This window comes from Micromonospora sp. NPDC004551 (assembly GCF_040609975.1).
GTDB lineage: Bacteria > Actinomycetota > Actinomycetes > Mycobacteriales > Micromonosporaceae > Micromonospora.
On sequence record NZ_JBEXLM010000032.1, the window covers coordinates 18570 to 42608 of the forward strand.

Sequence of the window (24039 nt, forward strand, 5' to 3'; positions counted from 1 at the left end):
TTGCAAAGCCTCGTGTCGGCTCTTGCTGTTCGTATCGGTGCCTTCTCGCCGCCTTCCGTTGAGCGGCGGCCGCCGGCATCGCTGCCGAGGCTTGCGGATATAGCGGTCCGTGCGCCTGGCACGGCACTTCCGGAGCCGACAAGCCGGACGCAGCACGTTTACGCCGAGGCCGCTTTGGTATTCGCAACGTGACTGCCTCTGCTCATGGCATCGGCAGAAGGAGGCCCCATGCCTGCGGGACAGCATGGGCCGAAATGAACACCGCACCCAGTAGGGAAGGAAGCCCCATGAATGGCCGACCGAATATCGTCCTCGTCCATGGCGCATGGGCCGACGGCTCGTGCTGGAGTGGCGTCATCGAGCGTCTACAGGCCGGCGGCTACCACGTGACGGCCCCACAGTTCCCCCTAACCTCGACGGCCGATGATGTCGCCCGGCTACGCCAAGTTCTCACCCTGCAGGACGGCCCGACGATCGTGGCCGGGCACTCCTACGGCGGCCAGATCATGACCGCCCTCGGCACCGACGCGCCGAACGTGGTCGGACTGGTGTACATCGCGGCCTTCGGGCTCGACAACGGGGAATCCCTCGGCGCGCTGCTGTCGCAGGGCCCCACACCGCCGGCACTGGAGCACCTGGTCACCGACAAGCAGGGCTTCATGTGGCAGCCGCAGGACGAGTTCGTCCAGCACTTCGCGGCCGACGTCGACCCGGTCCGGGCCAAGGTGATGCACTCCGTACAGCAGCCGATCGCCGGCGCAATCTTCTCGGAGGCGATGGCCGTCCCGGCCTGGAAATCGCTACCGTCCTGGTACCTGATCGCCACGCAGGACCAGGCCATCCCGCCGGACGCGCAGCGGATGTTCGCCAGCCGCATGGGCGCGACCAGCATCGAAGTCCCTGCCAGCCACGTCGCGATGGTTTCCCACCCCGACGAAGCGGCACAACTCATCAGGACGGCGGCCGAAACCCGGACCGCGATGCCGGCAGGCCAAGCACGCAGATGACATCCAGCCGCAGGCAGCGGTGGAGCACCTCGCGGCCGGCAAGGAGCCGGGGGGCGTGCCCACGGTCAAGAACTCAGCGTCCGGTCGGCTCATCCGTCGCCTACAGAATCAGCTGGGTGAGGCCGCGGGCGGCGATGGGCCGCCATGCCTCGGGCGAAGGACCTCGACGGCGACCAGGGTCGCTGGTCAGTCGACAAGGCCGAGCGGCAAGACCAAACCCAGCGGGCACATCGACCTGACCATGGTCCAGACCGCGACCCGTATCGACGACGCCGCGCAGCGGCTGATCGCCGCGTCGGCAAGATCCGGCTGTACCAGGCAGCGCCGCGCGCCCACTGGTGGCAAGTGCCGTTCCACCTGACCGACCGCGGCATCACGTCCCGACCCACGGGTCGGGATGTGATGTTTTCCATCGACTTCGACTTCGCCGACCCCGGGCTGGTCCTCAACACCCTCGCCGGTCAGACAGGTTCCTTCCCGCTGCCCGGCCTGTCCGTCGCGGCATTCCACGAGCTTCACCGCGCTGTCGTACCCCGGCATCCGCGTCCACATCGAGGCCAAACCCTACTATCTGACCGGCAGCATCCCCTTCGTCGAGGACGCCACGCACACCGCGTACGACCGGTACTGGGTGAAACGGCCCCGGCAGGCAGGTGGGGCTTGTGCTGGAGGAGTAGGCCGCCCGGTGCGACGCCAAATCCAACCCGGGAGTACGCCTCGCGGGTCACCGGGTCGACGGCGTCCGGCTGCGGCACCTTCAGCCGGAGAAGCGGGTGACCGCAATGTCGATGGTGTGCCAGAAGTGGTGCATCGCACGAGGTGATCAGCGCCAGCTTCTGGTTCGGTGACAAGAACATTCCCGAACCGGCCTTCTGCTCCTACATCGCGCCAGAGCCCGACGGCCTCACCGACGAACCGCTGCAACCCGCGCAGGCACGCTGGGTCGAGAACCGGGGCGCCCACCTCGCGCTGCTGACGTAGGACGATGCCCGCGGCGCCGCCGACCCCCGCGCGACGGTCCTCACCTACTGGAAAGCCCACCAGGCCGGCGCCCACCGCGCCGACTGGGACACCAGCAAGCTGCGCACCCAATACGCACCCTGTCCACGGGTACCAACGTGACTCGATGCCGTCCACGCTCGGGCAACGGCGGTGTCCACCAAAGCGAATGCCTGATCATCAAAGTGGTCAACCCGTCGTACACTCCGCGTTCACTTGCAGTTCCTACCGCGTTCAAAGGCTGCTTTGAGGTTCACCTGGTTACGTCCCCGTCGTCCCGACCGTAATCAGATGGGCTACCAGGATGCGACTGCCGTTCCGACGACCTGCTGTGCCGCCGGACCGCTCCGGCGGGGGTGGACCACCAGACGCCGGCCGATCGATCCCGTCCGCCGGGCAGGACCGCAGCGACGATCACGTCGGTCATGCGCTGCGGGCACCGAGCAGGCTGCACGCCTTCAATCGCTACGAGATCAAGTATCTGATGCCGAGCGTGGCCGTGCCCGTGCTGCGTAAGGAACTCGCCCGGCGGCTCGACGCCGACAGTCACGGCGTCGGCGGCGGCTACGGCGTCTGGAGCGTCTACTACGACACCCGTGATCTCCGGTTCTACTGGGAAAAGATCGAGGGCCTGCGATTCCGGCGCAAGCTGCGGGTGCGGCACTACGGCGACCGGTCGACCGTCGACGACGACAGCACGGTGTTCGTAGAGATCAAGCAACGGGTCAACCGGGTCACGCAGAAGCGCCGCGTCGCGTTGCCGTACCACCTCGCTCGTGACCTGTGCGACCGCCGGGAGATGGTCGCGCACGAGCCGGGCCAGCGGGCATTCCTCGAGGAGGTCCTGGATCTGCTCTGTCGGCTGGACCTGCGCCCGGTGGCGATGACCGGGTATCAGCGTGAGGCGTTCGTCGGTCGCGGCGCCGAAGCCGGCCTCCGCGTCACCGTCGACCAGCGGGTCCGCGGCCGCGACCGCGACTTCGACCTCGGCGCGGACGCCGAGAACCGGCTCATCATCCCAGCCCGGCTCGCAGTCGTGGAGCTGAAGGCGAACGAGCGGGTCCCGTACTGGCTCACCGATCTCGCGGCCGAGCTGAACATGTCAGTGGTGCGGATCTCGAAGTACTGCCAGAGCGTCGAGGCGTTCGGTCGCGCGCCCCGATCTGTTTTCCATGTTTCCGATGACGACTCCTCCGGCGCTCCGGTGCCGGCTGCTGCCCGAAGTGAGGCCTGACCGATGCCATTCGACGTCCAGGATCTGTCCGGCACGTTCAGCGTCGGCGACATCGTCATCGCGCTGTCGCTGTCGTTCGTGCTCAGCGCCATGATCGGTTGGGTCTACCGGTTCACCCACCGCAACGTCTCCTACAGCCAGTCCTACGTGCAGACCCTCGTTATCCTCGGCATGCTCATCGCTCTGATCATGCTCGTGGTCGGGTCGAACATCGCCCGCGCGTTCGCGCTCGTCGGAGCGCTGTCGGTCGTACGATTCCGCAACGCCATCAAGGAGACCCGCGATGTCGGCTTCATCTTCCTGGTGATGGGCATCGGCATGGCCGCGGGCACCCGGTTCTACACCCTGGCAGTCGTCGCCGCCGTGGCGATCTGTCTCATCATCCTCGTCATGTACCGGTTCAACTGGTTCGCCTCCAGCATCCAGCGGCAGGTGGTGAAGGTCCAGGTCCCGCCGGACGGCGACTACACCGCGCAAATCCAGGACGTGCTCATTGCCCACACCAGCGAGTTCGAGCTGGTCAGCATGGAGTCGATCCGCGGCGGTGCGCTGACCGAGATGATGTACACCGTCCGGCTCAAGAAGGGCCAGGGACCTGGCGACCTGATCGCGGCCCTCGGCGAGCGGACCGGCGGGCAGCGGGTGACCGTGCTGACCGGCTACGACCAGACGGACCTGTGATGACACCATCGCAGACGTCTCCGACGCCCTCGGGTGTCGCGATGCGGCGGCGGCTGGCGCACCGGATTCCGGTGCGGGTACGGCACTACTGGAAACTGCTCGCCACCTGCGCGGCGTTCGTCGTGGTGTGCGCGGTGGTGTTCAGCACCGTACGGGTCACACCGCTGGTGACCAGCAGCGCCACCACCGCCGACCAGGTGCGCCAGAACATCGGCGGTACAACGGACCTGTTCGACGCGGCCGTGGCTCACCGGATCACGGTGACCTTTCGCGACGAGGACTACCAGCGGTTGCTCGACGAGTTCTGGCAGGAGGGCGAGAAAGGCTTCCTCGAGGCTGACCTGACGGTCGACGGCACGCGCATACCCAGCGTCGGTATCCGGTTGAAGGGCAACTCCACTCTCGCCGGCTTGACCCGTAACGGCGAAGCCCGGCAGGGGGGGTTCGGCCCCGGCCGTCCCCCTGGCGCCGGGCAGCAACCACAGCCAGGCGGCGACACCCCCGCGAGGGGCTTCCCTGGCGGGGACCCGGCGGGTGCGCCGGGCGGCAGGGCTCCGGGCGGCGCGGGTCCGGGTGGCGCGGGTCCGGGCGGATTCGCCCGGGCAGCGCTCAAGGCCGAGGAGCCGGAGAGCCTGCCGTGGCTGATCCGCTTCGACGAGTTCGTCGAGGGACGCCGCTACCAGGGCCATCGCGAGATCGCCGTGCGAGTCGCCGGTATGGGCGGCGGCTCGACTGTCCTCAACGAGGCGGTGTCGCTGAATGTGCTGGCCGCCGCGGACGAGACCGCCCAGCGGTACGCGTACACGGCTTTCACCGTCAACGACCGGCCCACCACCGCCCGGCTCATCGTCGAGCACCCGGACGAGGGCTTCGCCGACACGCTGGGCACCGACGGCGTGCTGTACAAGAGCCTGGCCACCGGGCAGTTCACCGACCAGGGCGACGACCCCACCAGCTACGCGGACGACTTCAAACAGATCACCATGAAGGGCAGCCAGGATATCCAGCCCGTCATCAACCTGATCAGGTGGGTCAACACCAGCAGCGACGCCGACTTCGACGCCCACCTGGGCGACCATGTCGACGCGCAGGCCCTCGCCCGCTATCTGGCCGTGCAGAACCTGCTGCTCAACTTCGACGACATGGCCGGGCCGGGCCGCAACTACTACCTGTGGTACGACCTGGACACGAAGAAGTTCACCGTGGTCGGCTGGGACTACAACCTCGCCCTCACCGGCGACGCCACCCAGGGCCCGCACGACGCCGGTCGGATGGGTGGCCGATTCCCGGCCGGTGGGGGCGTTGCACCCGAGGGCATGCAACCGCCCGATGGCATGCAGCTACCGGAGGGCATGCAACTACCCGAGGGAATGCAACCTCCGCAGGGTATGCCGGGTCCGGGCGGTGACGCGCAGGGCCGGCCGAACAGCTTCGGCGGCCACAGGCTCAAGGAACGTTTCCTCGCCAGCGCCGCCTTCAAGCCCGTGTACGAGAACGCGTACCGCGACCTCTACCGCAAGATCTACGCGAACGGCACCGCGTTGAACGCCGTCGACAGCATCACCAAGGTCCTGTCCACGGTCGCGGGGTACGACCAGCAGAAGACCGCGACAGACGTCGAACAACTGAAGACGCTCGTTCGGCAACGCACCGAGCACCTCGCCACCGACAGCGTCATCACCAGCGGGTGACGCGGTAGTCGGCTGACGAGACGCGGGATGCTGCGGGCGGTGATGTGCGAGCACACACCACCGCCCGCAGGCGTCGCTCCCTTACGGCGTGGCGGTGGCGGAGGCGGTGGGGCGGAGCACCCCACACGCCTTCACGGCCTCGGCCACCTTGGGATCGGTCGTCGCCGGGTTGGCCCGAAGGTCGACACCGCGGTCGGCGAGGCAGTTGCGGTAGGCCGCGCCCGCGTCACTGTTGCCGCCCGCCGGGCCGCCGGGACCTCCCGGGCCACCGGTGGGCCGCACCGACGCGCAGGCCTCCTGTGCCTTCTGCCAGGTCGCGTCGTCAACCCCTGCGGGACGGAAGCCGTCCATCCGTCCGCCACCCGGCCCGCCGGACGGGAACCCGGTGGGACGCCCGGACGGGAACGCGGTCGGGCGCCCGGACGGGAACCCGCTGGGACGCCCCGAGGGGAGGGTGTTCGAGATGTCGATGCCCTGGTCGCGGAGGCAGCCGAGGTATGCTGAGACACCCTCCGGCGCGCCCGCGGGCGCCTGGCTGGGGCCATCGGGCCCACCGTCACCATCCGAGCCGCAACCGGCCGCCATGAACAGCGCTGCCGACCCGGCAGCCACCGCCAGGGTCCATCGCGTGCGGGGAGACTGTCGCGTGCGCAGAGACACAGATCCTCCATCCTCGTCGTGCCGCCGGGGTCGGAAACGTTCCGCGGCACACCGGCCCATGCAACCGTCACCACCTCCGCGCCAGGTCAGGTCAAGCTCAAAGAACCCTTCGAATCGACTCTGAGGGAACTTCGAGGTACGGCTCAGCCATCTGCGAGGTGAGCCACCGATACTCGCCGCTTATGGGCTTCCTCCGAAGAAGATGGCGAGGCCACGGCAGGCTCGCCGTGTGCGGCCTCGCCGTGATGGTCGTGCTCGGCGTCACGGCGGTGGTATGGAGGTCGCACCGGGGAGAGCCGGCTCGGTCCGGTGCCACCAGCACCGCGCGGGTCGACCGGGGTGAGGTCGTCACGGCCGTCGCGACGACCGGAAAGCTCGAGCCCGCACAGACCCGAACGCTCGGCTTCAGCACCGATGGCACGGTGACGGCGGTCAACGTACGCCCCGGCGACGAGGTGCAGACCGGTCAGGTACTCGCCGAGATCGACGCCACCGCCGCCAAGAAGCGGGTGAACGAGCGTCGACGGTCACTCGACGACGCGCAGGACGCGCTCGACGAGGCGGAGGCGGCGGCCGACGCGGGCCCGGCTGCCTGCCCCATCACCGCCGTCCGTGGCGTGCAGGTCCTCTCGGTTGCCCTGGTCGGCGGTGGCAGCCAGACCCCGTCGCCGTCCGCCACACCGTCGCCGTCCGCGGTCCCGTCCGTGTCGCCGAGCAGCCAACCGTCGCCGTCGCGATCGGTTCGACCGCCCGCGAGCCAACCGTCCCGCTCGGCCGGCGGCCAGGAACCGGGCGGTGGCCAGGCACCCGGCGGTCAGGCGCCGGGCGGCGGCCGGAACGGCGAATGTTCCACCCAGCGGTCCGGGGATCCCGTGCTCGCCGCGCAGCAGCGGGTAACCAGCGCCGAGCTCGCCTTGGCCGAAGCGGAGGATCAGCTCGTCGGAGCCACGATCAAGGCGCCGATCGGCGGCAAGGTGCTCACGGTGGCCGGCGCGGTGGGTGCCGACGTCGGCGCCGGCAGCGCCTTCGTCACGCTTGCCGACGTGGGAGGCATGCAGGTGGCGGCGGATGTTCCGGAGGCCTACGCGGGCCGTCTGGAGATGGGCCAGAGCGCGACCGTCACGCTCGCCAACCGGCCCGGCGAGGAGTTCGCCGCCCGAATCGTGCGGGTCGACCCGGTGGGGACCGCCGACGGGAATCTGGTGCGCTACGGCGTCGTGCTCGCCTTCGAGGAGGTCCCGAGGGGGCTTCTCGTCGGCCAGAGCGCGAACGTCCGGGTGCGGACCGGTGAGGCCGCCGATGTGTTGCGGGCGCCCTCGGCCGCGGTACACGGCGATGACACCGTCGTGCTCAGGACGGCCGCCGGTGATCAGGTCCGCGCCGTCGGCATCGGGCTGCGCGGCGACCAGTACACGGAGATCACGAGCGGGCTCATCGAAGGCGACGAGATCGTCACAGCTGGCGCAAAGGGAAGTCCTAGCTGACTCCGAGGTACCTCCGATAGAAGAATGAGGTGGCTGGACGGTTGACCCGACTGCTCGTCGTCGACGACGAGCCCAATATCTGTGCCCTGCTGTCGGCGACGCTGCGGCTCATCGAGTTCGACGTGCGTGTTGCCGGCAGCGGGCACGAGGCGTTGGCGGCGGCGGTCGAGTTCGACCCCGACCTCGTGGTGCTCGACGTGATGCTGCCCGACCTCGACGGCTTCCAGGTCGCCCAGCGCCTGCGTTCCGGGCCGGGACCGCACGTACCGGTGCTGTTCCTGACCGCACGCGACGCGGTCGAGGACCGCATCTCCGGCCTGACCGTCGGCGCCGACGACTACGTCACCAAGCCGTTCAGCCTGGAAGAGGTCGTCCTCCGGATCCGGGCGATCCTGCGCCGCAGCCGCGTCGAGCCGAACGGCGACACCGGCATCCTGCGCTATGCCGACGTCGAACTCGACGAGGACGCGCACGAGGTACGCCGCGGCGGCCGGCTGGTCGACCTGTCACCGACCGAGTTCAACCTGCTCCGCTACCTGCTGGTCAACGCCGGCCGGGTGGTGAGCAAGGCGCAGATCCTCGACCGGGTCTGGAACTACGACTTCGGCGGTGACGGTCGGATCGTCGAGTCGTATGTCTACTACCTCCGCAGGAAGATCGACTGCTGGGAGCCGCCGTTGATTCACACCGTCCGTGGTGTGGGGTACGCGCTGCGCCGGCCCCCGGACGAATGAAGGTGCCCAGGTGGCGGCGCTGGACGCTGCGGTCCCGCCTCGTCGTGGCCGTGGCCGCGCTGAGCGCGGTCGCTCTGGTCGTGTCCGACACGGCCGGCATCGTACTGCTGCGTCAGTACCTCACCGATCAGATCGACAACCAACTCGTCGGGATGCGCCACATCGCGGCCCGCCCGTTGCCACCTGACCAGGCCGGCGACAATCCGTTCCCCCGTGGCCGCTTCGACCTGTACCGCACCATTCTGTTCTTCGACTCCGACGGCCGCCAGTTGCCGTCCCCGTCGCCCGACGAGATCTCACCACCTCAGGTAGGGGCGGTCGCCGCGTTGCGCGACAAGGCGGACGCCGGGCCGTACACGGTGGAATCAGTCGATGGCGAGGATCACTGGCGGGTGACGGTGGTTACCCAGCCCGACGGTGGTATAGCCGTCGCCGCCATCTCGCTTCGCCAGGTCGAGGCCACGGCGGACCTGCTGCTCGCCATCGACCTGGTCGTGATGATCATCGTGCTGTTCCTGCTCGCGCTGGTCGCCGCGGCGGTGGTCCGGATGGGACTGCGCCCACTGATCCGGATGGAGAGCACCTCTACCGCGATCACCGCAGGCGACCTGACCCACCGGGTGGACGACGCCGACCCGCACACCGAGTCGGGCCGGCTGGGCATCGCGCTGAACTCAATGCTCGACCGGATCGAGTCGGAGGTCGCCGCGAGGACCGCGTCCGAGCAGCGGCTACGGCAGTTCGTCGCGGACGCGTCGCACGAACTGCGTACCCCGCTCACGTCGATCCGCGGCTTCGCCGAGCTGTACCGGCGCGGCGGTGCCCCGCCCGGTCGGCTGCTCGACGAGACGATGTCCCGCATCGAGGCGGAGGCCGCTCGGATGGGCCTGTTGGTCGAGGACATGCTGCTGCTGGCCCGGTTGGACCGTCAGCGGGAGCCGCAGCGGCGCCCGGTCGACCTGCTCGCGATCGCCGCGGACACGATCCGTGACGCGCACGCCCGCCGCCCCGACCGCCGGGTCCAGTTGGCCAGCTTCGGCGGCGACCAGTGCGCCTTCGATCCGGTGACGGTGCTCGGCGACGAACACGGCCTCCGGCAGGTCGCCACGAACCTGGTCGCCAACGCGCTGCAGCACACGCCGCCGAACGCCGACATCACCGTGCGGGTCGGCCGGCTGGCGACGTACCGACCTCGCCGGCATATTGCCGCCGTGGCCGGCGAGGAGCCGCTACGTCGTACGCCGATCGCGGTGTTCGAGGTTGCCGACAGCGGCCCCGGCCTGCCCTCACAACACGCCGGGCGCGTCTTCGAACGGCTCTACCGGGCCGATCCGAGCCGAGCCCGGAGCAACGGCGGTTCGGGGCTCGGCCTGTCGATCGTCGCGGCGATCGTGAGCGGCCACGGCGGCCGGGTCGAACTGGAGACGAGCCCCGGCCAGGGAGCCGCGTTCCGAGTGCTGCTGCCCACCGGTTCCCAGTCAACTTTGAGCTGACGCGGGGCTCGCTCCGAGCCGTCTCCTGCAAGCTGGCGCGCATGCGCCACAGCCTCCCGAGACTGGGCAGGCCGTCGTTTGCGAGACTGCGGACGCCGCCCGCCCTGATCGTCAACCTCATACTCGCCCTGGCGGTGGCCGGCGCGGCCACCTGGGCGTACACCTCATTCAACACCGCGAAGGCCGCCGAGCCGGGTGCCGGCAGCAGCCGCACCGTCGCCGCGGCCCAGGGCACGGTAACCGCGACGGTCTCCTCCTCCGGCACTGTCCGCAGCGCGTCGACGGCGACTGCCACGTTCGGCACATCCGGAACCGTCACCGCGATCCGCGTGCAGGTCGGCGACAAGGTGACCAAGGGGCAGGTCCTGGCGTCGGTCGACGACACGGCGGCGCGGCGCCAGCTCACCGCCGCCCGGAGCAACCTCGACGCCGCCGAGGCCGCGCTCGACCGGGCACAGGACGCCGACGGCGACACCTCTGAGGCTGAATCGCAGGTGGACCAGGCCGAACTGGACGTCGACGAGGCCGAGGACGCCTTGGCCGGCACCACCTTGAAGGCGCCGATGGCGGGAACGGTGACCGCCGTCAACGGCACCGTCGGCGGATCGGCCTCGGGGAGCGCCAGCAGCGGCGGCAACGCCTCGAACGGCGGCGGCAACTCCCCGGGCGGCGCCTCCGGCGGTGGCGACGCCCAGACGTCGTCCACCGGCTTCATCGAGATCGCCGACCTGGGCCGTCTAGAGGTCTCCGCCTCGGTCGCCGAGGCCGATGCCACGAAGCTCAAGGCCGGCCAGACCGGCACCGTCACCTGGAACGCGCTACCTGGCGCGCGGTCGGCGGCGAAGCTCGCCGCCATCGACCCCAACGCGACGACGGAGAACAACGTCGTGACCTACGGGGTCACCTTCACCCTCAACGACCTGCCCGAGGGAGTACGCGCCGGCCAGAGCGTCAACGTGTCGGTCATCGTCGGCCAGGCCGACAACGTCCTGTACGTCAATTCAGCAGCCGTAACCGGCGCGGGCAACCGCCACACCGTCACCGTTATGGACAACAAGCAGCGGGTCGTCCGCGCGGTGGAGATCGGCCTCGAAGGCGACAGCACGACCGAGATCAAATCGGGGCTCACCGTCGGAGAGCAGGTTCTGATCACCATGTCGACCGACTCCAACCAGGGGACGCGGCCGGGCGGCGGTTTCCCCGGCGGAGGGGCCGGTCCCGGCGGCGGAGGGTTCCCCGGCGGCGGAGGGTTCCCCGGCGGCGGGCGTCCCGGAGGCGGCCGGTGACCGTCCTCGACGTCCGCACCATCACCAAGGTCTACGGCCAAGGCGCCGCCACCGTACACGCGCTGCGCGGAGTGTCACTGACCGTCGCGCGCGGCGAGTACCTGGCAATCATGGGATCGTCTGGCTCCGGCAAGTCCACCCTGATGAACATCCTGGGTTGCCTCGACATCCCGACCACGGGTCAATACCTGCTCGACGGCGTCGACGTGAGCCGGCTGAACGACCGCCAACTCGCTCTGGTGCGCAACCGCCGCATCGGCTTTGTCTTCCAGTCGTTCAACCTGATCCCCCGCACGACCGCGGTGGCCAACGTCGAGCTTCCGCTGGCCTACGCGGGCGTCAAGGCAGCCGAGCGTCGGCGACGGGCACGCGGCGCGCTGGACATGGTCGGCCTCGCCCAGCGCGGCGACCACGAGCCCAACCAGCTCTCCGGCGGGCAGCAACAGCGCGTCGCGGTCGCCCGGGCGCTGGTCACCGAGCCCGCGCTGGTGCTGGCCGACGAACCGACCGGCAATCTCGACAGCCGCTCGACCGAGGACATCCTCGGCATCTTCGACGACCTGCACGCCGCCGGCCGCACGATCCTGCTCATCACTCACGAGGAAGACGTCGCCGCCCGCGCGAGCCGTCTGATCCGGCTCGTGGACGGCCAGATAGTCACCGACGTCCGGCAGCGGGTGCTGGCATGAGTGCCTTCGAGGTGTTGCGTTTCGCCGTACGCGGGATCGGCGCCAACAAGCTCCGCTCCAGTCTCACCATGCTCGGCATCCTGATCGGCGTAGCGGCCGTGATCCTGCTGGTCGCCGTGGGCAACGGCTCAGCCCGTCAGGTCGCCGACCGAATCGAGGCGCTGGGCACCAAGACCCTGACCGTGCAGGGCGTCGGCGGCAGCGGCGCCCTCACCCCGGCTATCGCCGAGGCGCTGCACGACCCGGTTCTCGCACCCGACGTCGCGTCGGTCTCGCCCGTCACCAGCACTCAGGCGACCCTGACCTACCAGGGCACCGATCACTCGGTGCAACAACTGGTCGGGAGTTCCCCCAGCTACTTCGCGGCCTCGAACTCGCCGATCGGCGCCGGCGCTGCCTTCACCGCCGACGACATCGCGCAGGGCCGCCCGGTCGTCGTGATCGGGCAGACCGTCGCCGACGAACTGTTCCCCGGCGTCGACGCGGTTGGCAAGGAGATCACCGTCAACGGCGCTTTGTTCTCGGTCATCGGTGTGCTGGACGAGAAGAGCAGCGCGTCCGGCTTCATGGACGCCAACGACGTCGCGATCGCACCATTGACCGCGGTCCAGCAGGCCCTCACCGGGTACGGGCCACTCACCTCGATCGTCGTCGAGGCCCGTACCCCGGAGAAGGTGACCGACGCGCAGTCACAGGTCTCCCTGATCCTGTCCCAGCGAATCCAGGTGCCGGGCGGCTCCACCACCCAGCCGTACCGCATCCAGAACGCCTCCCAGCTCCTGCAGACGCAGACCGAGACGGCCGACACGTTCACCACGCTCCTCGGCGCGGTGGCCAGCATCAGCCTGCTGGTCGGCGGCATCGGCATCACCAACATCATGCTCGTCACGGTCACCGAACGGACCCGCGAGATCGGTATCCGCAAGGCGCTCGGCGCACCACGCCGGGTGATCCTCACCCAGTTCCTCGCGGAGGCGACGATGCTGAGCCTCATCGGGGGCGGGTTGGGCGTCGCCGCCGCGTTCATCGGCAGCAACTTCACCATCGTCGGCGTACGGCCGGTCATCGTGCCCAGCTCGATCGCCCTCGCCCTGTGCGTGTCGGTCGCCATCGGGCTCTTCTTCGGCAGCGTGCCCGCCAACCGGGCCGCCAGCCTCCGCCCCATCGACGCCCTCCGCTACGAGTGACCCGGGAGAACCTTGTGACCGTATCCACGCTGGACGCCGAACTGGCCGCCTCGGCGAACCGCCGCTGGTGGAACAGGACGACGATCGTCCTCGCTGTGGCGCTGCTCCTGGTCGGCGGTTTCATGGCCGGAACCGCGGCACAGCGGGCGTTCGGCGTGCAGCCCACCGCTACCGGGCCGGGCGGGCTCCGGGGGCAGGGAGGCTTCACCCCACCCACAGCCTTCCCGGGCGGTGGTTCGGTCGGCGCCCAGGGCAGGCCCCAGCGTGCCGAGAGCACCACCGGAACCGTGAAACTCGTCGACGGCACCACGATCTATCTCCAGACGGAGTCGGGTGCGGTGGTCACCGTCCGCACCAACGGCGACACGGCCATACAGGTCCCCGGAGACCTGAAGAGCTTCAAGGCCGGCGACAAGGTCAGCGTGGACGGCGACGCCGGCACGAACGGCTCACTGGCCGCGTCGTCGGTCACGAAAACCGGCTGAACGTCGCGGTTCAGGCCCACGGGTTACCGAGCTCCCTCCCTGCCGTCCCGCTGAGCGCGCTGGGCGCGGTACCTGGCCAGCACCTCCGCCGCCTCGTCGAGACGGCGACACCCCTCAGACGCGACGACCACCGCCGCCACCCGCGATCGCAGCCGCATCGCCTTTAGCTGGCCCGGCCCACGTTATGACCGCAGAGATAGTCACGCTGATCGCTGGCCCGGCACAGCGAGGCTAATTGCCAGCAAGGCCACGGTCTTCAACCCCGAGTACCCTGCGGTGGCTCGGGGAGTGACGGGAATGGCGTTCACCAGGCCTTCTCGCGGCGGGGTCGGCGAAAGCAGCGAGTGCCGCAACCCGTGCATCGTCATCCGGGCTCAGAGCCCGTGATCCCGTGGTGATCCCGTGGCGGCGACAGCCCCGAAAACGATCAAGGCCGCCGACCTGAGTAATGCCAGGCCAGCGGCCAAAAGCGTCTGTCGTTCCGATTGATGTCCGAGGGCAACACAAACTCTGCATCGTTGCCGGCGTGGATGAGGCCGCGGTGCGGGTCGACGCGGTACCGGAGCGCGGCAGTTGGGTCGCGGAGTCTCGACGCTGCCAGGTACTGAAGCTCACTGCTGTAGCGTGGCAAGATCGGCAGATGACGCTCTGTGGACGCGAAACTGAGCAGTCGGCTGTCGGTGGCTTGCTCGACCGGCTTCCCACTGCGGGCAGCGCGTTGGTTCTGCGGGGCCAGCCGGGGATCGGGAAGTCGTCGATCCTGGCGTATGTCCAGGCCGAGGCGGTGCGCCGGGGATTTCGTATGCGGGCGGTTTCCGGTATTCAGGCCGAGTTCCACCTGCCGAACGCGGCACTGCGGGCACTCTTGGGTTCGAGCGTTTCCGAGCAGGGCAACTCGACCGCGACGGCGTTGGAGGCGCTGAACCTGCTCTCAGGCGAGGACGCCCCGAACGTTCTGCTGGTAGACGATGCCCAGTGGGTCGATCCGTCGAGCTGGGAAACGCTGACCTTCATTGCCCGGCGTGTCGAGTCCGAGCCGATCCTGGTGTTGTTCGCCGTACGCGAGGGCGAGGTGGCGCGGCGGCGTCTGGTGGGCGCGCGGTTGCCGGAACTGGAGATCGGGGCATTGTCTCCCGAGGCCTGTGGCGTTCTCATCGATGAGGTAGCGCCGCGGTTGCCGCTGGCGCTACGGGCCCGAGTGCTCGCTGAGGCGGCTGGTAATCCGCTGGGCGTGATCGAACTGGCGAGTGCAGCGGATCGGCTCGGCGAACGAGGTGTTCCGCTGGGCCTGGTGTCTCTGGATACGCGGCTCGATCGCGCGTACCGCACGATGGCCGAGGAACTCCCCGCGCGCACGCGGACGCTGCTGTGCGTGGCAGCCGTGAACGACCGTGACCGGCTCGATGAGATCTTGAGCGCCGCGGACCAGATCGCCGAAGGCGCATCGGTCGCCGACCTCGAATCGGCTGTCGCGATAGGACTGATTGAGGTCGACGACGTATTCCGCGTGCGGTTCCGCCACCCTCTGGTGCGCTCGGCAATTCAGCAGTTGGCAGGCGTCGCAGGCCGTGCTGAGACCCATGCCGCGCTGAGCAATGTCGTGGCCGAGCCGGACCGGCGGATCTGGCATCGTGCGTCGGCGTCGGTCGGCCGCGCCCCGCATCTGGCCGACGAATTGGCGCAGGTGGCGTTGGCTGCGCGGCAGCGTGGCGAGCTTGTCACGGCGATCGCTGCCTGGCAGCGGGCGATCCAGCTGGCCGAGCCGGGGCGAGACCGGGGTGGATGGCGGGTTGCGGCGGCCAACGCTGCCGCGTACCAGGGCGACATTGGCGCGCTGGAGAGTCTGATCTCCGAGGCGGGTGCGGACGATTTGTATCCGGCTGACCGTGTCCATCTGGCCTGGTTGGCTGAGACCTATCTGACTCCGGCCTGGTCGGGTGCAGACAGGTTGCCTGCCTCGATTGAGGTGGCGTTACAACTGCAGCGGGAGGGCGACGCGGACCGGGCGCTGGACCTCCTTGCCTCGCTCGGCGTGCGCTGCTCGTTCGCCAATCCCGAGCCGCCGGTACGTGCCGCGTTCGTCGCCGCCGCCGAGCAGATGGGCGCCGACCCCGATGACGCTCGGCTGCTGTCGGTGTACGCCCTCGCGGATCCGATCGAGCGCGGCGCCCTCGCGCTGCCAGGCATGCGCCACCGGACCGGCCGGGTCGACATCCGGGGCGAAGAGTCGCAGATGATGACGACCGCTGCGTCGAACCTGGGTGCGATCGACCTGGCCGCGTCGTTCGCGGCGAGGGCGATCGCCGACTACCGCTCCCGCGGCATGCTCGGCCAGCTCGCACAGACCCTGGTGTCGCAAGCGTGGGCCGCGGCGCACATGGGCGACACGATCCTCGGGCGGACTGCCGCCGCCGAAGCCCACGAACTCGCCGCGGAAACGGCACAACCCCTGTGGGTACTCACCGCGGACATGATCGGCGCGAAGGTCGCGGCGCTGCGCGGCGATGCGCAGACTGCTCTGGACCTGGCCGCCGAAGCGGAACGGGTCTTGTTGTCCGTGGGTGTTCACCCGATGCTGGCCCTCGTCCAGGAGGTGCGAGGCATCACCGCGCTCGCAGCCGGCCGGTTCGATGAAGCTTTCGAAGAGCTGGCGCGGATTCTCGATCCGGGCGACATCGCCTACCACTATCCGACCGGTTGGGTGGTGTTCGAGCACCTCGCCGACGCCGCCATCGGCGCGGGACGCGAGAGGCAGCTCGCTGTGCTTGCGGAGAGCCTGACCCCGGTGGCGCAACGCTCGCAATCACCGGCCCTGCAAGCCGGCCTGGCGTTCGCCGAGGCGTTGCTGTCCGGCGACGACCTGTTCGGGGCGGCCTTGTCTCTGCCGACCGGCAAATGGCCGTTCTCCAGGGCTCGGCTGCATCTGGCGTACGGCGCCCGGCTGCGCCGCAACCAGCGCAGTGCCGAGTCCCGGCCCCATCTGCGGGCGGCGCTGAGCGTCTTCGAAGCGTTCGGGCTGGCCCCGTGGGCTGCCCGCGCGCAGCGAGAGCTGCGGGCCTCCGGCGAGATGGTGCGTCGCCGCGCTGACGCCCGCCAGGATCTCACGCCGCAGGAGCTGCAGGTGGCGGTGATGGCCGCGGAAGGACTGAGTAATCGGGAGATCGCCAGCCGCTTGTTCTTGTCCCCGCGAACGGTTGGTAGCCATCTTTACCGGATCTATCCGAAGGTGGGTGTGAAGACGCGTACTGAACTGGCCAGAGTGATGATGTTCATCGACGGGGACGACAGCATGTGACGGGCGGGATTCAGTCATCTGACAGACGCGACGGCTCAACCGCCGTCCATAACGTCACACCATGATCGACCGTGATTCGAGTGAGCCGACCGCCACATTTGCCGCCGCCCTGCGCACGGCACGTCACGCGCTCGCACTGAGTTTGGAGGAGCTGGCGGAGGCATCCGGGGTCAGCGTGCGCGCGCTCAGCGATATGGAACGCGGCCGAGCGCTCGGGCCGCAGCGGCGTACCGTGGCGCAGATCGCCGACGCGCTGAAGCTGGATGGCGCACCGCGGGAGGCGTTCCTGGCGTTGGCCAAGGCCGGGCGGACCCGGTCGGTGCACCTGGCCGTGGCTACGGGTCTGTGCGAGCTACCGGGGTCGGTCGGCGATTTCACCGGCCGCGCAGCCGAGCTGGCCTGGATTACCCGGGTGGTGTACCGACAGCCGGGCGCGCCCGGCCAGTCGGGTACGGCGGTGATCTCGGGCGGCGCTGGCCTGGGAAAGACCAGTCTGGTCGTACGCGCGGCGCACAGCTTGCGCGACACCTTCGCCGGTGGAGTGCACTTCGTTGACGCCGCGGGAATGGGTATACGCCCTCTAGGCAGCGACGAGATACTGTCCCGGGTCTTGCGGGCGTTGGGTGTGCGCGAGCAGCAGATCCCGCAGGAGACCGACGAGCGAGCCGGACTGTACCGGCAGTTGCTGCGCGATCGCCGAGTCCTGGTGATCGTCGACGACGCGGCGTCGGAGGCACAGGTACGCCTGCTGTTGCCCGGGGCGGGGGCCAGTCAGCTGCTGGTCACCAGTCGTCGGCTGTTGGCCGGTCTGGAAGGCGTGCAACGGCTGCACCTGGATCCGATGCCGGATGTCGACGCGTACGACATGCTGTGGCGCATCGTCGCCGAACGCGGCGATGCGCCACGGCCGCAGGAGCTGCAAACCCTCGTGGAGATGCTGGGCGGCCTGCCGCTGGCCCTGCGCATCGCTGGCAACCGTCTCGTAGCGCAGCCGCATTGGACGGTGGCGGATCTGGTGGGTCGACTTTCGAGCAGCCAGCGGCGCCTGGACCAGCTCACCGCAGGGGATTTGAAGATCGCTGCAGCGTTCGCGATGTCTTACGAGCAGCTGCCCGACGGTGCCCGTGACGTGTTCCGAGCGGCTTCAGTGGCACCGGGACTGGATTTCAGTGCACTCCTGACCGCTGTCATCGCCCAGACGGCGCTGGCCGACACCGAGGATCAGCTTGACGACCTGGTCGACTTAGGCCTTCTGGAGGCGGCCGCAGGCGGCCGATACCGCTTCCACGATCTCGTTCGGCTGTACGCGCACCAGCGCCTGGAGCGGGACAACTCCGCGGCCGAGGTCGCTGCGGCGCGTCGGCGGATGGTGACGTGGCTGTTGACGACCCTGCGCACAGCTGGGCAGTGGTTCGAACCGCGCGGGGAACACGCCACGTTCGCGTCGGCGGAGGACGCCGACGCGTGGATCCGCGTCGAAGCAGAACACTGGTTCCCTGCGCTTGGAGCCGCAGCGCTTGCCGGTGACCACGACCTCGTCGTGGCGGCGGTCGCCGCCCTGCACTGGTTCTCCGACCGATGGCTGCACTGGCAGCAGTGGCGCGATGTCTTCCAACTCGGCCACGACTCAGCTGTCTACCTGGGCGACCTCGGTTTACAGGCCGAGTTCCTCAACTACGTGGCCTGGACCTTCACCCTGCCCTGGCGAGACATCCGACCCGCACTGGACTACGCCGGGAAAGCGCTGGACCTGGCGCGTGCGGCTGGAGACACGCTCCAGGAGGCGTGGTCTTTGGACTACCTGGCCAGCGCCCACTACAAGCTCGGCGACCTGCCAGCCGCCCGCACTTGCGCCATGGCCGCAGCGGAACTATTCGACAAGCTCGGCGACATTGATGCGAGCTGCCAGAGCTGGATATCGCGCGGCCTCATCGCGCGCCGACTCGGCGACGCCGAGGAGGCCCTGACCTGCTACGCCCATGCCCACCGTCTGGCCGAGGACCCGACCTCGGGCATGACACCAATCATTGCCGACAACACCCTACCCATTGTGCTGTCGCGCATCGCACAGGTACTGGGCGACACGGGCCGCACCGACGAGGGCCTCCCGCTCATGCTGCGCGCCGTTGACCTGCTCGACGGCGCCCACAACCGCTACCAGCAAGCCACCATCCTGTGGATGCTCGCCGACCTCTACCTTCCCGACGAACCCGAGCAAGCCTGCCAAGCCCTGCTGCGGGCCGCCGAGGTCTTCGAGTCGATCGGCGAGAACGAGCGGACCGCCGAATGCCGACAGAAGGCAACCGCGATCAGCGCTGACGGAGCTTCGTAGTTCTGCATGTGGTTCTGCCTGGTTCACCGCAGCGCCACACCATGCAATGGAGATCGAAGCGGTGGGCGACCTGCCTGCCGCTCACGATGTCCAGGAGCAGCGCATGAGTACCATCCGTAACGTCGTGCTGGTGCACGGCGGCTTCGTCGACGGATCGGGCTGGCTGGGCGTGCACCGGCGCCTGACCGACGACGGCTTCAACGTCAAGATCGTCCAGAACCCGACGATGTCCCTCGAAGGCGATGTCGAAGCCACCCGGTTCATCCTCGACGGCCTCGACGGCCCGGCCGTACTCGTCGGCCACTCCTACGGCGGAGCGGTCATCAGCGAGGCCGGCACCCACCCCGCCGTGCAGGCGCTGGTCTACATCGCCGCGTTCGCGCCGGATAAGGGCGAGTCGGTCAACACCCTGATCGCCGACCCGCCGCCCGGCGCCCCGGTCCCGCCGATCCTGCCACCCCGCGACGGGTTCCTGTTCCTCGACCGGGACAAGTTCCACCACTCCTTCGCCGCTGACCTGCCCGCCGACGAAGCGGCCTTCCTCGCCGACTCGCAGGTGCCCTGGGGCGTCGGCGCCCTCGCCGGTGCGGTCACCGAACCGGCGTGGCGGCACAAGCCCGCCTTCTACCTGGTCGCCACCGAAGACCGCATGATCCCCCCGCCCGCCCAGCGCGCCATGGCCAGCCGCGCTGGTGCCGTCACCGTCGAGGCCATCGGCAGCCACGCGATCTACGCCTCCCAGCCCCAGGCCGTCGCTGACCTCATCCGCCAGGCCGCGAGCCGCTGACCCGATCGGAGAAACCCATGAATACCGACTCCACCATCTCGCGGCGCACGCTCGTCGCGGGCATCGGCGCCACCGCCGCAGCGGCCACGGCCGCCGCGATCATCGGCAGCCCCGCCGAGGCCGCCACCACCGGCACCACCGGCACCACCGGCACCACCGGCACCACCGGCACCAAGCCCACAATCGTGCTGGTGCACGGCGGCTACGCCGACTCGTCGTGCTGGAACGCCACCATCCAGGAGCTGCAGTCCAAGGGCTACACCACTGTCTGCGGGTCCAACCCGCTGCGAGGCATCCCGACCGATGCCCCGTACATCGCCAGTCTGCTGGACTCCATCCCCGGACCCGTCGTGCTCGTCGCGCACTCCATGGGAGGAACGGTCATCACCAACGCAGCCGCCGGGAAGGCCAACGTCAAGGCGCTGGTCTACATCGCGGCATTCGTGCCCGAGGTCGGCGAGACGCAGGGCGAGCTGATCACCAAGTTCCCGGGCAGCGAGGTCGGGCCGGTGAGCGTCGGGGTCCCGTACACGAAGGCCGACGGAACGACCGGCATCGACCTGTACCTGAGCAAGGACGGCAAGGCGGCCTTCGCCGCCGACATCTCCACCAGCGCCTTCCGGGTCCTGCAGGCCACACAGCGGCCGTTCGACGCCGACTCCTTCATCTTCCCGACCACGGCCGCGGCCTGGAAGACGATCCCGTGCTGGGGACTGTTCGCCGGTCAGGACAAGGCCATCCCGCCCGCGTGCGCCCGGTGGATGTACGCCCGCGCCAACATGCGCAAGGTCGTCGAAGTCCCGAACGCGTCCCACGTCGTCATGCTCAGCAACCCCCGAATCGTCGCCAACCTCATCACCGACGCCGCCAGGGCCACCTGCTGACGCCTGTGACGAGAGTGCCCCGGTCCACCACCATGGACCGGGGCACTCTCCTCGTGACGAGCCGGACTCACCGATTGAGCGTGTGGCCCAACCCGGCAACTCACCCTGGCCGCCACCCTGCGGTCAGCAGGTCCCGCGCTGCATCGGCACCGTGTGGCCGACCTGTTCATGCAGGCCGAAGCGCGGTTCGGACCCAAATGTGGGCCTCAGCATCTGGCCCTGCTACTAGGGTGGAACATTCTTACCGGTCCCTCAACTTCCGGACCAGGTAGATGATGCCGTACAAGACACCAGCGGCAACACCACCGATCAGGGCGCCGCCGAGAGCGCCGCCCGTGCGGTGGCCGTCGGCCAGGGTGTCCAGAGCATTCAGAGCGATCGTCATGGGCAGCAGGGTATTGGAGCCTGCCGTTACGTGGTGCCCTTGGTCTAGTTGATGCAGATCGACGGCTGGTACACGAGGAACACAAGCCGTGGCCGCCCATCGAACGCTTGGCGCGACCGGCGGCGGTGAGGCAGAACTATGCCGCGAAAGGAGCCATAGGAGGATGTCGACCCCAGCGCGACCTCTCGGCGCATCGCCCGGCGTGAGTCGCTGAGCATCCAGCGGCGCAGTCCAGGGACTGCGACCGGGTTCCAACGCCGTAACGAACGAACCAGGGATCATCACGTGCTGGTCCTTGCGGCGGCCGTACGTGTGGCACAGGACCCGCTCCGTCGAAGGGTGCGCGTCCGGCCGCAGCCAGCAGGTGATGTCCATGTCCACCGCCAAGACCAGGCGGCCGTCGGTGGCGCAAGGCAGCGGGAGCTTCGCCAAGCTCGTGCCGTAGGCTGACCTGGTTTAGGTGTGTGGCGCTGAGGTCTCATGGCAGACGATCTCTACGATCACCGACAAGGTCATCGACGGGATGACCGAGTGGCAGAGCCGGCCCCTGAACCCGGTCTATCCGGTGATCTCCTCGACGCGGCGCCAGGGAGACGACCGGACCAGGGCTGTAGCAGGCGGCCGCGGTCAGCGCCGCGCGGGCGCCCAGATGTACACCCACGGCGGCCCGGCACCGGCGACCGGCTCGAGCTCGTACACCCCGTCGACGTCGGCGTCCAGGAGCTCCCCGCCGTACTCCACCCACAACCATTCCTGGCCGATGCTCTCCGGCGGCAGCCCCGTGTCGTTGACGGGCACCAGCAGGGACCGGCCGTCGACCGGGCCCCCGACAGCCGGCACCTCGACCCGCTCCCACATGCCCCGATCATCAGCGCGCACGACGTGATGGCGGCGCTGTTTCGCCTTTCCGGGCAGGGGCGCTTGCTGCGACCAGCGGTGCGCCAGCGCCTCAAGCGCCGTCGCGGCGGTCTCGGCCGGCATCCGGCGCAGCTGGTCGGCGAGCGGGCGCGGCGACTCCGCGTCGGCCCGGCCGGTCCGGACCATCGCCCAGCCCGCGGACTCCTCGCCGGCGCCCACACCTGGACGGCCGCCCGGCGGCTCCTCGGCCCGGGCGGCCCTGGCGAGCCTGGCCCTGCTGATCGTGGCGCTGGTGGCGGTCGTCGGCGACGCGAAGACCATCTCATCGGACGATCGAGGCGTCGTCTCGGCGGCGAACCTGCCGCAGGCGTTCGACGGGGTGGTCATCGCCCTGCTGGTGCTGCTGCCGGAGACCCCGGCGGCGTCCCGCGCGGCCCGCCAGGACCGGGTGCAGATCGGCCTCAATCTGGCGCTCGGTTCGGCCATGGCCAGCATCGGGCTCACCATCCCGGCCATCGCGCTGGCCTCGATCTGGCTGGAGGGTCCGCTGCTGCTCGGCCTGGACGGCACCCAGCTGACGCTGCTCACGCTCACCGCGGTGGCCGGCGTGCTGACTGTGGTGCCGGGTCGCGCGACGGTGCTCCAGGGCGGCGTGCACCTGGTGCTGCTGGCGGCCTTCGTCTTTCCGCCGCCAGTCCGTAGCGGCGGGCGCCCGGGTCCGGCGGTCGCGGCCACCGCCAGAGACGCCCGCCGTGCTCACTCCGGCTGGCCCGCCGCGTACCAGTAGATGCCCGCCGCGCAGAGGTAACCCAGGACGCCGGCCGCCAGGACCAGGATCATCAGGAACGCCTTCGCGGCCGTCGACCGGTCGCTGCGTGCGATAGCGCGGTTGGCGGCGATGCAGGGCAGCGCGATCAGGCCGCCGAGCAGCGCGCCCCCGATGATCAGGAGGAACGGCAGCAGACCCAGGAGCCGGAGCGGGTACGGCACCTCCGGGCCGGTACGGTGCTTCACCCCGTCGACCTCGATGACGGGGTACGGGTCGAAGAGATTCGCCTGCTTCAGCTTGGCGCGGAGCCACCCGCCCCCGACGGCGGGCAACTGGACGACGCCTCGGCGGCCCTGCTGTGGGATTCCGCCGACCAGGACGGTGTTCTTCCAAACGCTCACGTCGACCACCACGGGGCCGGCGACTCTGTCGATCACGATGGGTTCGGTGTGCATGAGCGGCCACAGTAGACGTCTCGATCTCCCGGCGCCGCCCCCCTCCGGCGGGCTTGGGCACCGGCCCCGCGCGGCGTCCTCATAAGGTGCTGAAGCCAGGACCCGGGCCACTCGGCGCACGACGGGGAGGGAACGTGGCGCGGATTCTCGCGACATCGATGCCGTTGTGCCGCGAACAACCATGTGGCTTCATCCCGCGTCGCCACGAGCGCCGACAGCATCTGGGCACGGCAGCGGTGGCCACCAAGCTGGAGTGGCCGAAGAGACCTTGCAGGGCTCATGGGTCGGCTGGGCCACGCCAACGCCCGCTCATCCAGATCGGCGGGCAACCAACTTCGCTGCCCGCTCAGCGCGGGGACAACATCCCGGTCCATGTCGCGCACGGGTGTCACCACCAGCGGCGCCTGACCTTGATCTCGCGTACGGGCAGCGTTCACTTCCTTTCTTGAAGGCACTCGGGCGAGTGAACCATTGCCCACCTGCCGGTCTCTCGCACACGAGCACAACAGGCCCGTATGCGACCCGAAAGAATGTCTAGTGTTTGAAGAGTGCGCAAGTCAGCGGCCTGCGTTCATATCTGGAGCGTCGGGTTAGGAAGCTGGTCACAACTCAGCCAGCCTATCTGCGAGATTAGAAGCTGCGCG

At 69.2% G+C, this 24039-nt stretch carries 21 protein-coding genes and 4 pseudogenes; 19 read left to right on the forward strand and 6 right to left on the reverse strand.

Features of this window, described 5'->3' with window-relative positions:
* Positions 1-287 precede the first annotated feature (287 nt).
* Together ABZW14_RS28320 and ABZW14_RS28325 are read left to right on the forward strand one after the other, a co-directional pair.
* Complete coding sequence (locus ABZW14_RS28320) at positions 288-1007, forward strand: alpha/beta hydrolase (RefSeq protein ID WP_355352173.1); 720 nt, start codon at positions 288-290, stop codon at positions 1005-1007.
* A 144-nt stretch (positions 1008-1151) separates the two neighbouring features.
* Positions 1152-1784 carry a DUF5996 family protein gene (locus tag ABZW14_RS28325; protein ID WP_355352176.1) on the forward strand — a complete coding sequence of 211 codons (633 nt, stop codon included), beginning with the start codon at positions 1152-1154 and terminating at the stop codon, positions 1782-1784.
* Here ABZW14_RS28325 and ABZW14_RS28330 read toward each other — a convergent pair.
* Positions 1765-1818: a hypothetical protein gene (locus ABZW14_RS28330; RefSeq protein ID WP_355352301.1), complete on the reverse strand. Its 54-nt coding sequence runs from the start codon at positions 1816-1818 to the stop codon at positions 1765-1767. The genes ABZW14_RS28325 and ABZW14_RS28330 overlap by 20 nt on opposite strands.
* On the opposite strand from ABZW14_RS28330, the pseudogene ABZW14_RS28335 reads away from it, so the two are divergent.
* From ABZW14_RS28335 to ABZW14_RS28350, 4 genes and pseudogenes are all read left to right on the forward strand, one after another.
* Positions 1806-1988 (forward strand): annotated as a pseudogene (locus tag ABZW14_RS28335) (DUF5996 family protein); the annotation flags it as partial. The gene ABZW14_RS28330 and the pseudogene ABZW14_RS28335 overlap by 13 nt on opposite strands.
* A gap of 349 nt (positions 1989-2337) precedes the next feature.
* Positions 2338-3240: a polyphosphate polymerase domain-containing protein gene (locus tag ABZW14_RS28340; RefSeq protein ID WP_355352179.1), complete on the forward strand. Its 903-nt coding sequence runs from the start codon at positions 2338-2340 to the stop codon at positions 3238-3240.
* A 3-nt stretch (positions 3241-3243) separates the two neighbouring features.
* Complete coding sequence (locus ABZW14_RS28345; RefSeq protein ID WP_355352182.1) at positions 3244-3921, forward strand: DUF4956 domain-containing protein; 678 nt, start codon at positions 3244-3246, stop codon at positions 3919-3921.
* Positions 3922-3962: 41 nt separating this feature from the next.
* Positions 3963-5612: a CotH kinase family protein gene (locus ABZW14_RS28350; protein ID WP_355352185.1), complete on the forward strand. Its 1650-nt coding sequence runs from the start codon at positions 3963-3965 to the stop codon at positions 5610-5612.
* Positions 5613-5693: 81 nt separating this feature from the next.
* Here ABZW14_RS28350 and ABZW14_RS28355 read toward each other — a convergent pair whose 3' ends face one another.
* Positions 5694-5963: a hypothetical protein gene (locus tag ABZW14_RS28355; protein ID WP_355352188.1), complete on the reverse strand. Its 270-nt coding sequence runs from the start codon at positions 5961-5963 to the stop codon at positions 5694-5696.
* A gap of 554 nt (positions 5964-6517) precedes the next feature.
* Between ABZW14_RS28355 and ABZW14_RS28360 the strand changes: the two genes are divergently transcribed.
* The 11 genes from ABZW14_RS28360 to ABZW14_RS28410 all read left to right on the forward strand — a co-directional run bounded on the left by ABZW14_RS28360 (position 6518) and on the right by ABZW14_RS28410 (position 20928).
* A complete protein-coding gene (locus ABZW14_RS28360; protein ID WP_355352191.1) occupies positions 6518-7756 on the forward strand; it encodes an efflux RND transporter periplasmic adaptor subunit in 1239 nt (412 codons plus the stop codon).
* Positions 7757-7785: 29 nt separating this feature from the next.
* The gene (locus tag ABZW14_RS28365; RefSeq protein WP_355352194.1) at positions 7786-8490 is read left to right on the forward strand and encodes a response regulator transcription factor; all 705 of its coding nucleotides are present in this window, start codon (positions 7786-7788) and stop codon (positions 8488-8490) included.
* Entirely contained in the window at positions 8487-9983 is a 1497-nt protein-coding gene (locus ABZW14_RS28370) for a HAMP domain-containing sensor histidine kinase (protein WP_355352197.1), read from the forward strand. The genes ABZW14_RS28365 and ABZW14_RS28370 overlap by 4 nt, the downstream gene beginning before the upstream one ends.
* A 41-nt stretch (positions 9984-10024) precedes the next feature.
* A complete protein-coding gene (locus ABZW14_RS28375; protein ID WP_355352200.1) occupies positions 10025-11269 on the forward strand; it encodes a biotin/lipoyl-binding protein in 1245 nt (414 codons plus the stop codon).
* The gene (locus ABZW14_RS28380) at positions 11266-11958 is read left to right on the forward strand and encodes an ABC transporter ATP-binding protein (RefSeq protein ID WP_355352203.1); all 693 of its coding nucleotides are present in this window, start codon (positions 11266-11268) and stop codon (positions 11956-11958) included. Before ABZW14_RS28375 ends, ABZW14_RS28380 begins: the two co-directional genes overlap by 4 nt.
* Positions 11955-13145, forward strand: a complete 1191-nt coding sequence (locus ABZW14_RS28385; protein ID WP_355352206.1) for an ABC transporter permease — start codon at positions 11955-11957, stop codon at positions 13143-13145. Before ABZW14_RS28380 ends, ABZW14_RS28385 begins: the two co-directional genes overlap by 4 nt.
* 14 nt (positions 13146-13159) lie before the next feature.
* On the forward strand, positions 13160-13630 hold the full coding sequence (locus tag ABZW14_RS28390) for a hypothetical protein (RefSeq protein WP_355352209.1): 471 nt from the start codon (positions 13160-13162) through the stop codon (positions 13628-13630).
* A gap of 526 nt (positions 13631-14156) precedes the next feature.
* Complete coding sequence (locus ABZW14_RS28395) at positions 14157-16925, forward strand: LuxR C-terminal-related transcriptional regulator (protein WP_355352212.1); 2769 nt, start codon at positions 14157-14159, stop codon at positions 16923-16925.
* Positions 16926-16986: 61 nt separating this feature from the next.
* On the forward strand, positions 16987-19257 hold the full coding sequence (locus ABZW14_RS28400; protein ID WP_355352215.1) for a helix-turn-helix domain-containing protein: 2271 nt from the start codon (positions 16987-16989) through the stop codon (positions 19255-19257).
* 103 nt (positions 19258-19360) lie between these two features.
* Positions 19361-20044: an alpha/beta hydrolase gene (locus tag ABZW14_RS28405; RefSeq protein WP_355352218.1), complete on the forward strand. Its 684-nt coding sequence runs from the start codon at positions 19361-19363 to the stop codon at positions 20042-20044.
* 17 nt (positions 20045-20061) lie between these two features.
* A complete protein-coding gene (locus ABZW14_RS28410; protein WP_355352221.1) occupies positions 20062-20928 on the forward strand; it encodes an alpha/beta hydrolase in 867 nt (288 codons plus the stop codon).
* A gap of 241 nt (positions 20929-21169) precedes the next feature.
* Here the strand turns inward: ABZW14_RS28410 and ABZW14_RS28415 are convergent, their stop codons facing one another.
* Complete coding sequence (locus ABZW14_RS28415; protein WP_154226559.1) at positions 21170-21313, reverse strand: hypothetical protein; 144 nt, start codon at positions 21311-21313, stop codon at positions 21170-21172.
* Between the two features lie 195 nt (positions 21314-21508).
* Positions 21509-21751, reverse strand: a pseudogene (locus tag ABZW14_RS28420) (transposase); the annotation flags it as partial.
* A 28-nt stretch (positions 21752-21779) separates the two neighbouring features.
* Here ABZW14_RS28420 and ABZW14_RS28425 point away from each other — a divergent pair.
* A pseudogene (locus tag ABZW14_RS28425) lies at positions 21780-21884 on the forward strand (transposase); the annotation flags it as partial.
* A 56-nt stretch (positions 21885-21940) separates the two neighbouring features.
* Here ABZW14_RS28425 and ABZW14_RS28430 read toward each other — a convergent pair.
* Positions 21941-22492 (reverse strand): hypothetical protein, encoded by a 552-nt coding sequence (locus ABZW14_RS28430; RefSeq protein WP_355352307.1) that lies wholly within the window; start codon positions 22490-22492, stop codon positions 21941-21943.
* Here ABZW14_RS28430 and ABZW14_RS28435 point away from each other — a divergent pair.
* Positions 22416-22856, forward strand: a pseudogene (locus ABZW14_RS28435) (ionic transporter y4hA); the annotation flags it as partial. The gene ABZW14_RS28430 and the pseudogene ABZW14_RS28435 overlap by 77 nt on opposite strands.
* 71 nt (positions 22857-22927) lie before the next feature.
* Here ABZW14_RS28435 and ABZW14_RS28440 read toward each other — a convergent pair.
* Positions 22928-23395, reverse strand: coding sequence for a hypothetical protein (locus tag ABZW14_RS28440; RefSeq protein ID WP_355352224.1), 468 nt, complete (start codon positions 23393-23395; stop codon positions 22928-22930).
* Positions 23396-24039 lie beyond the last annotated feature (644 nt).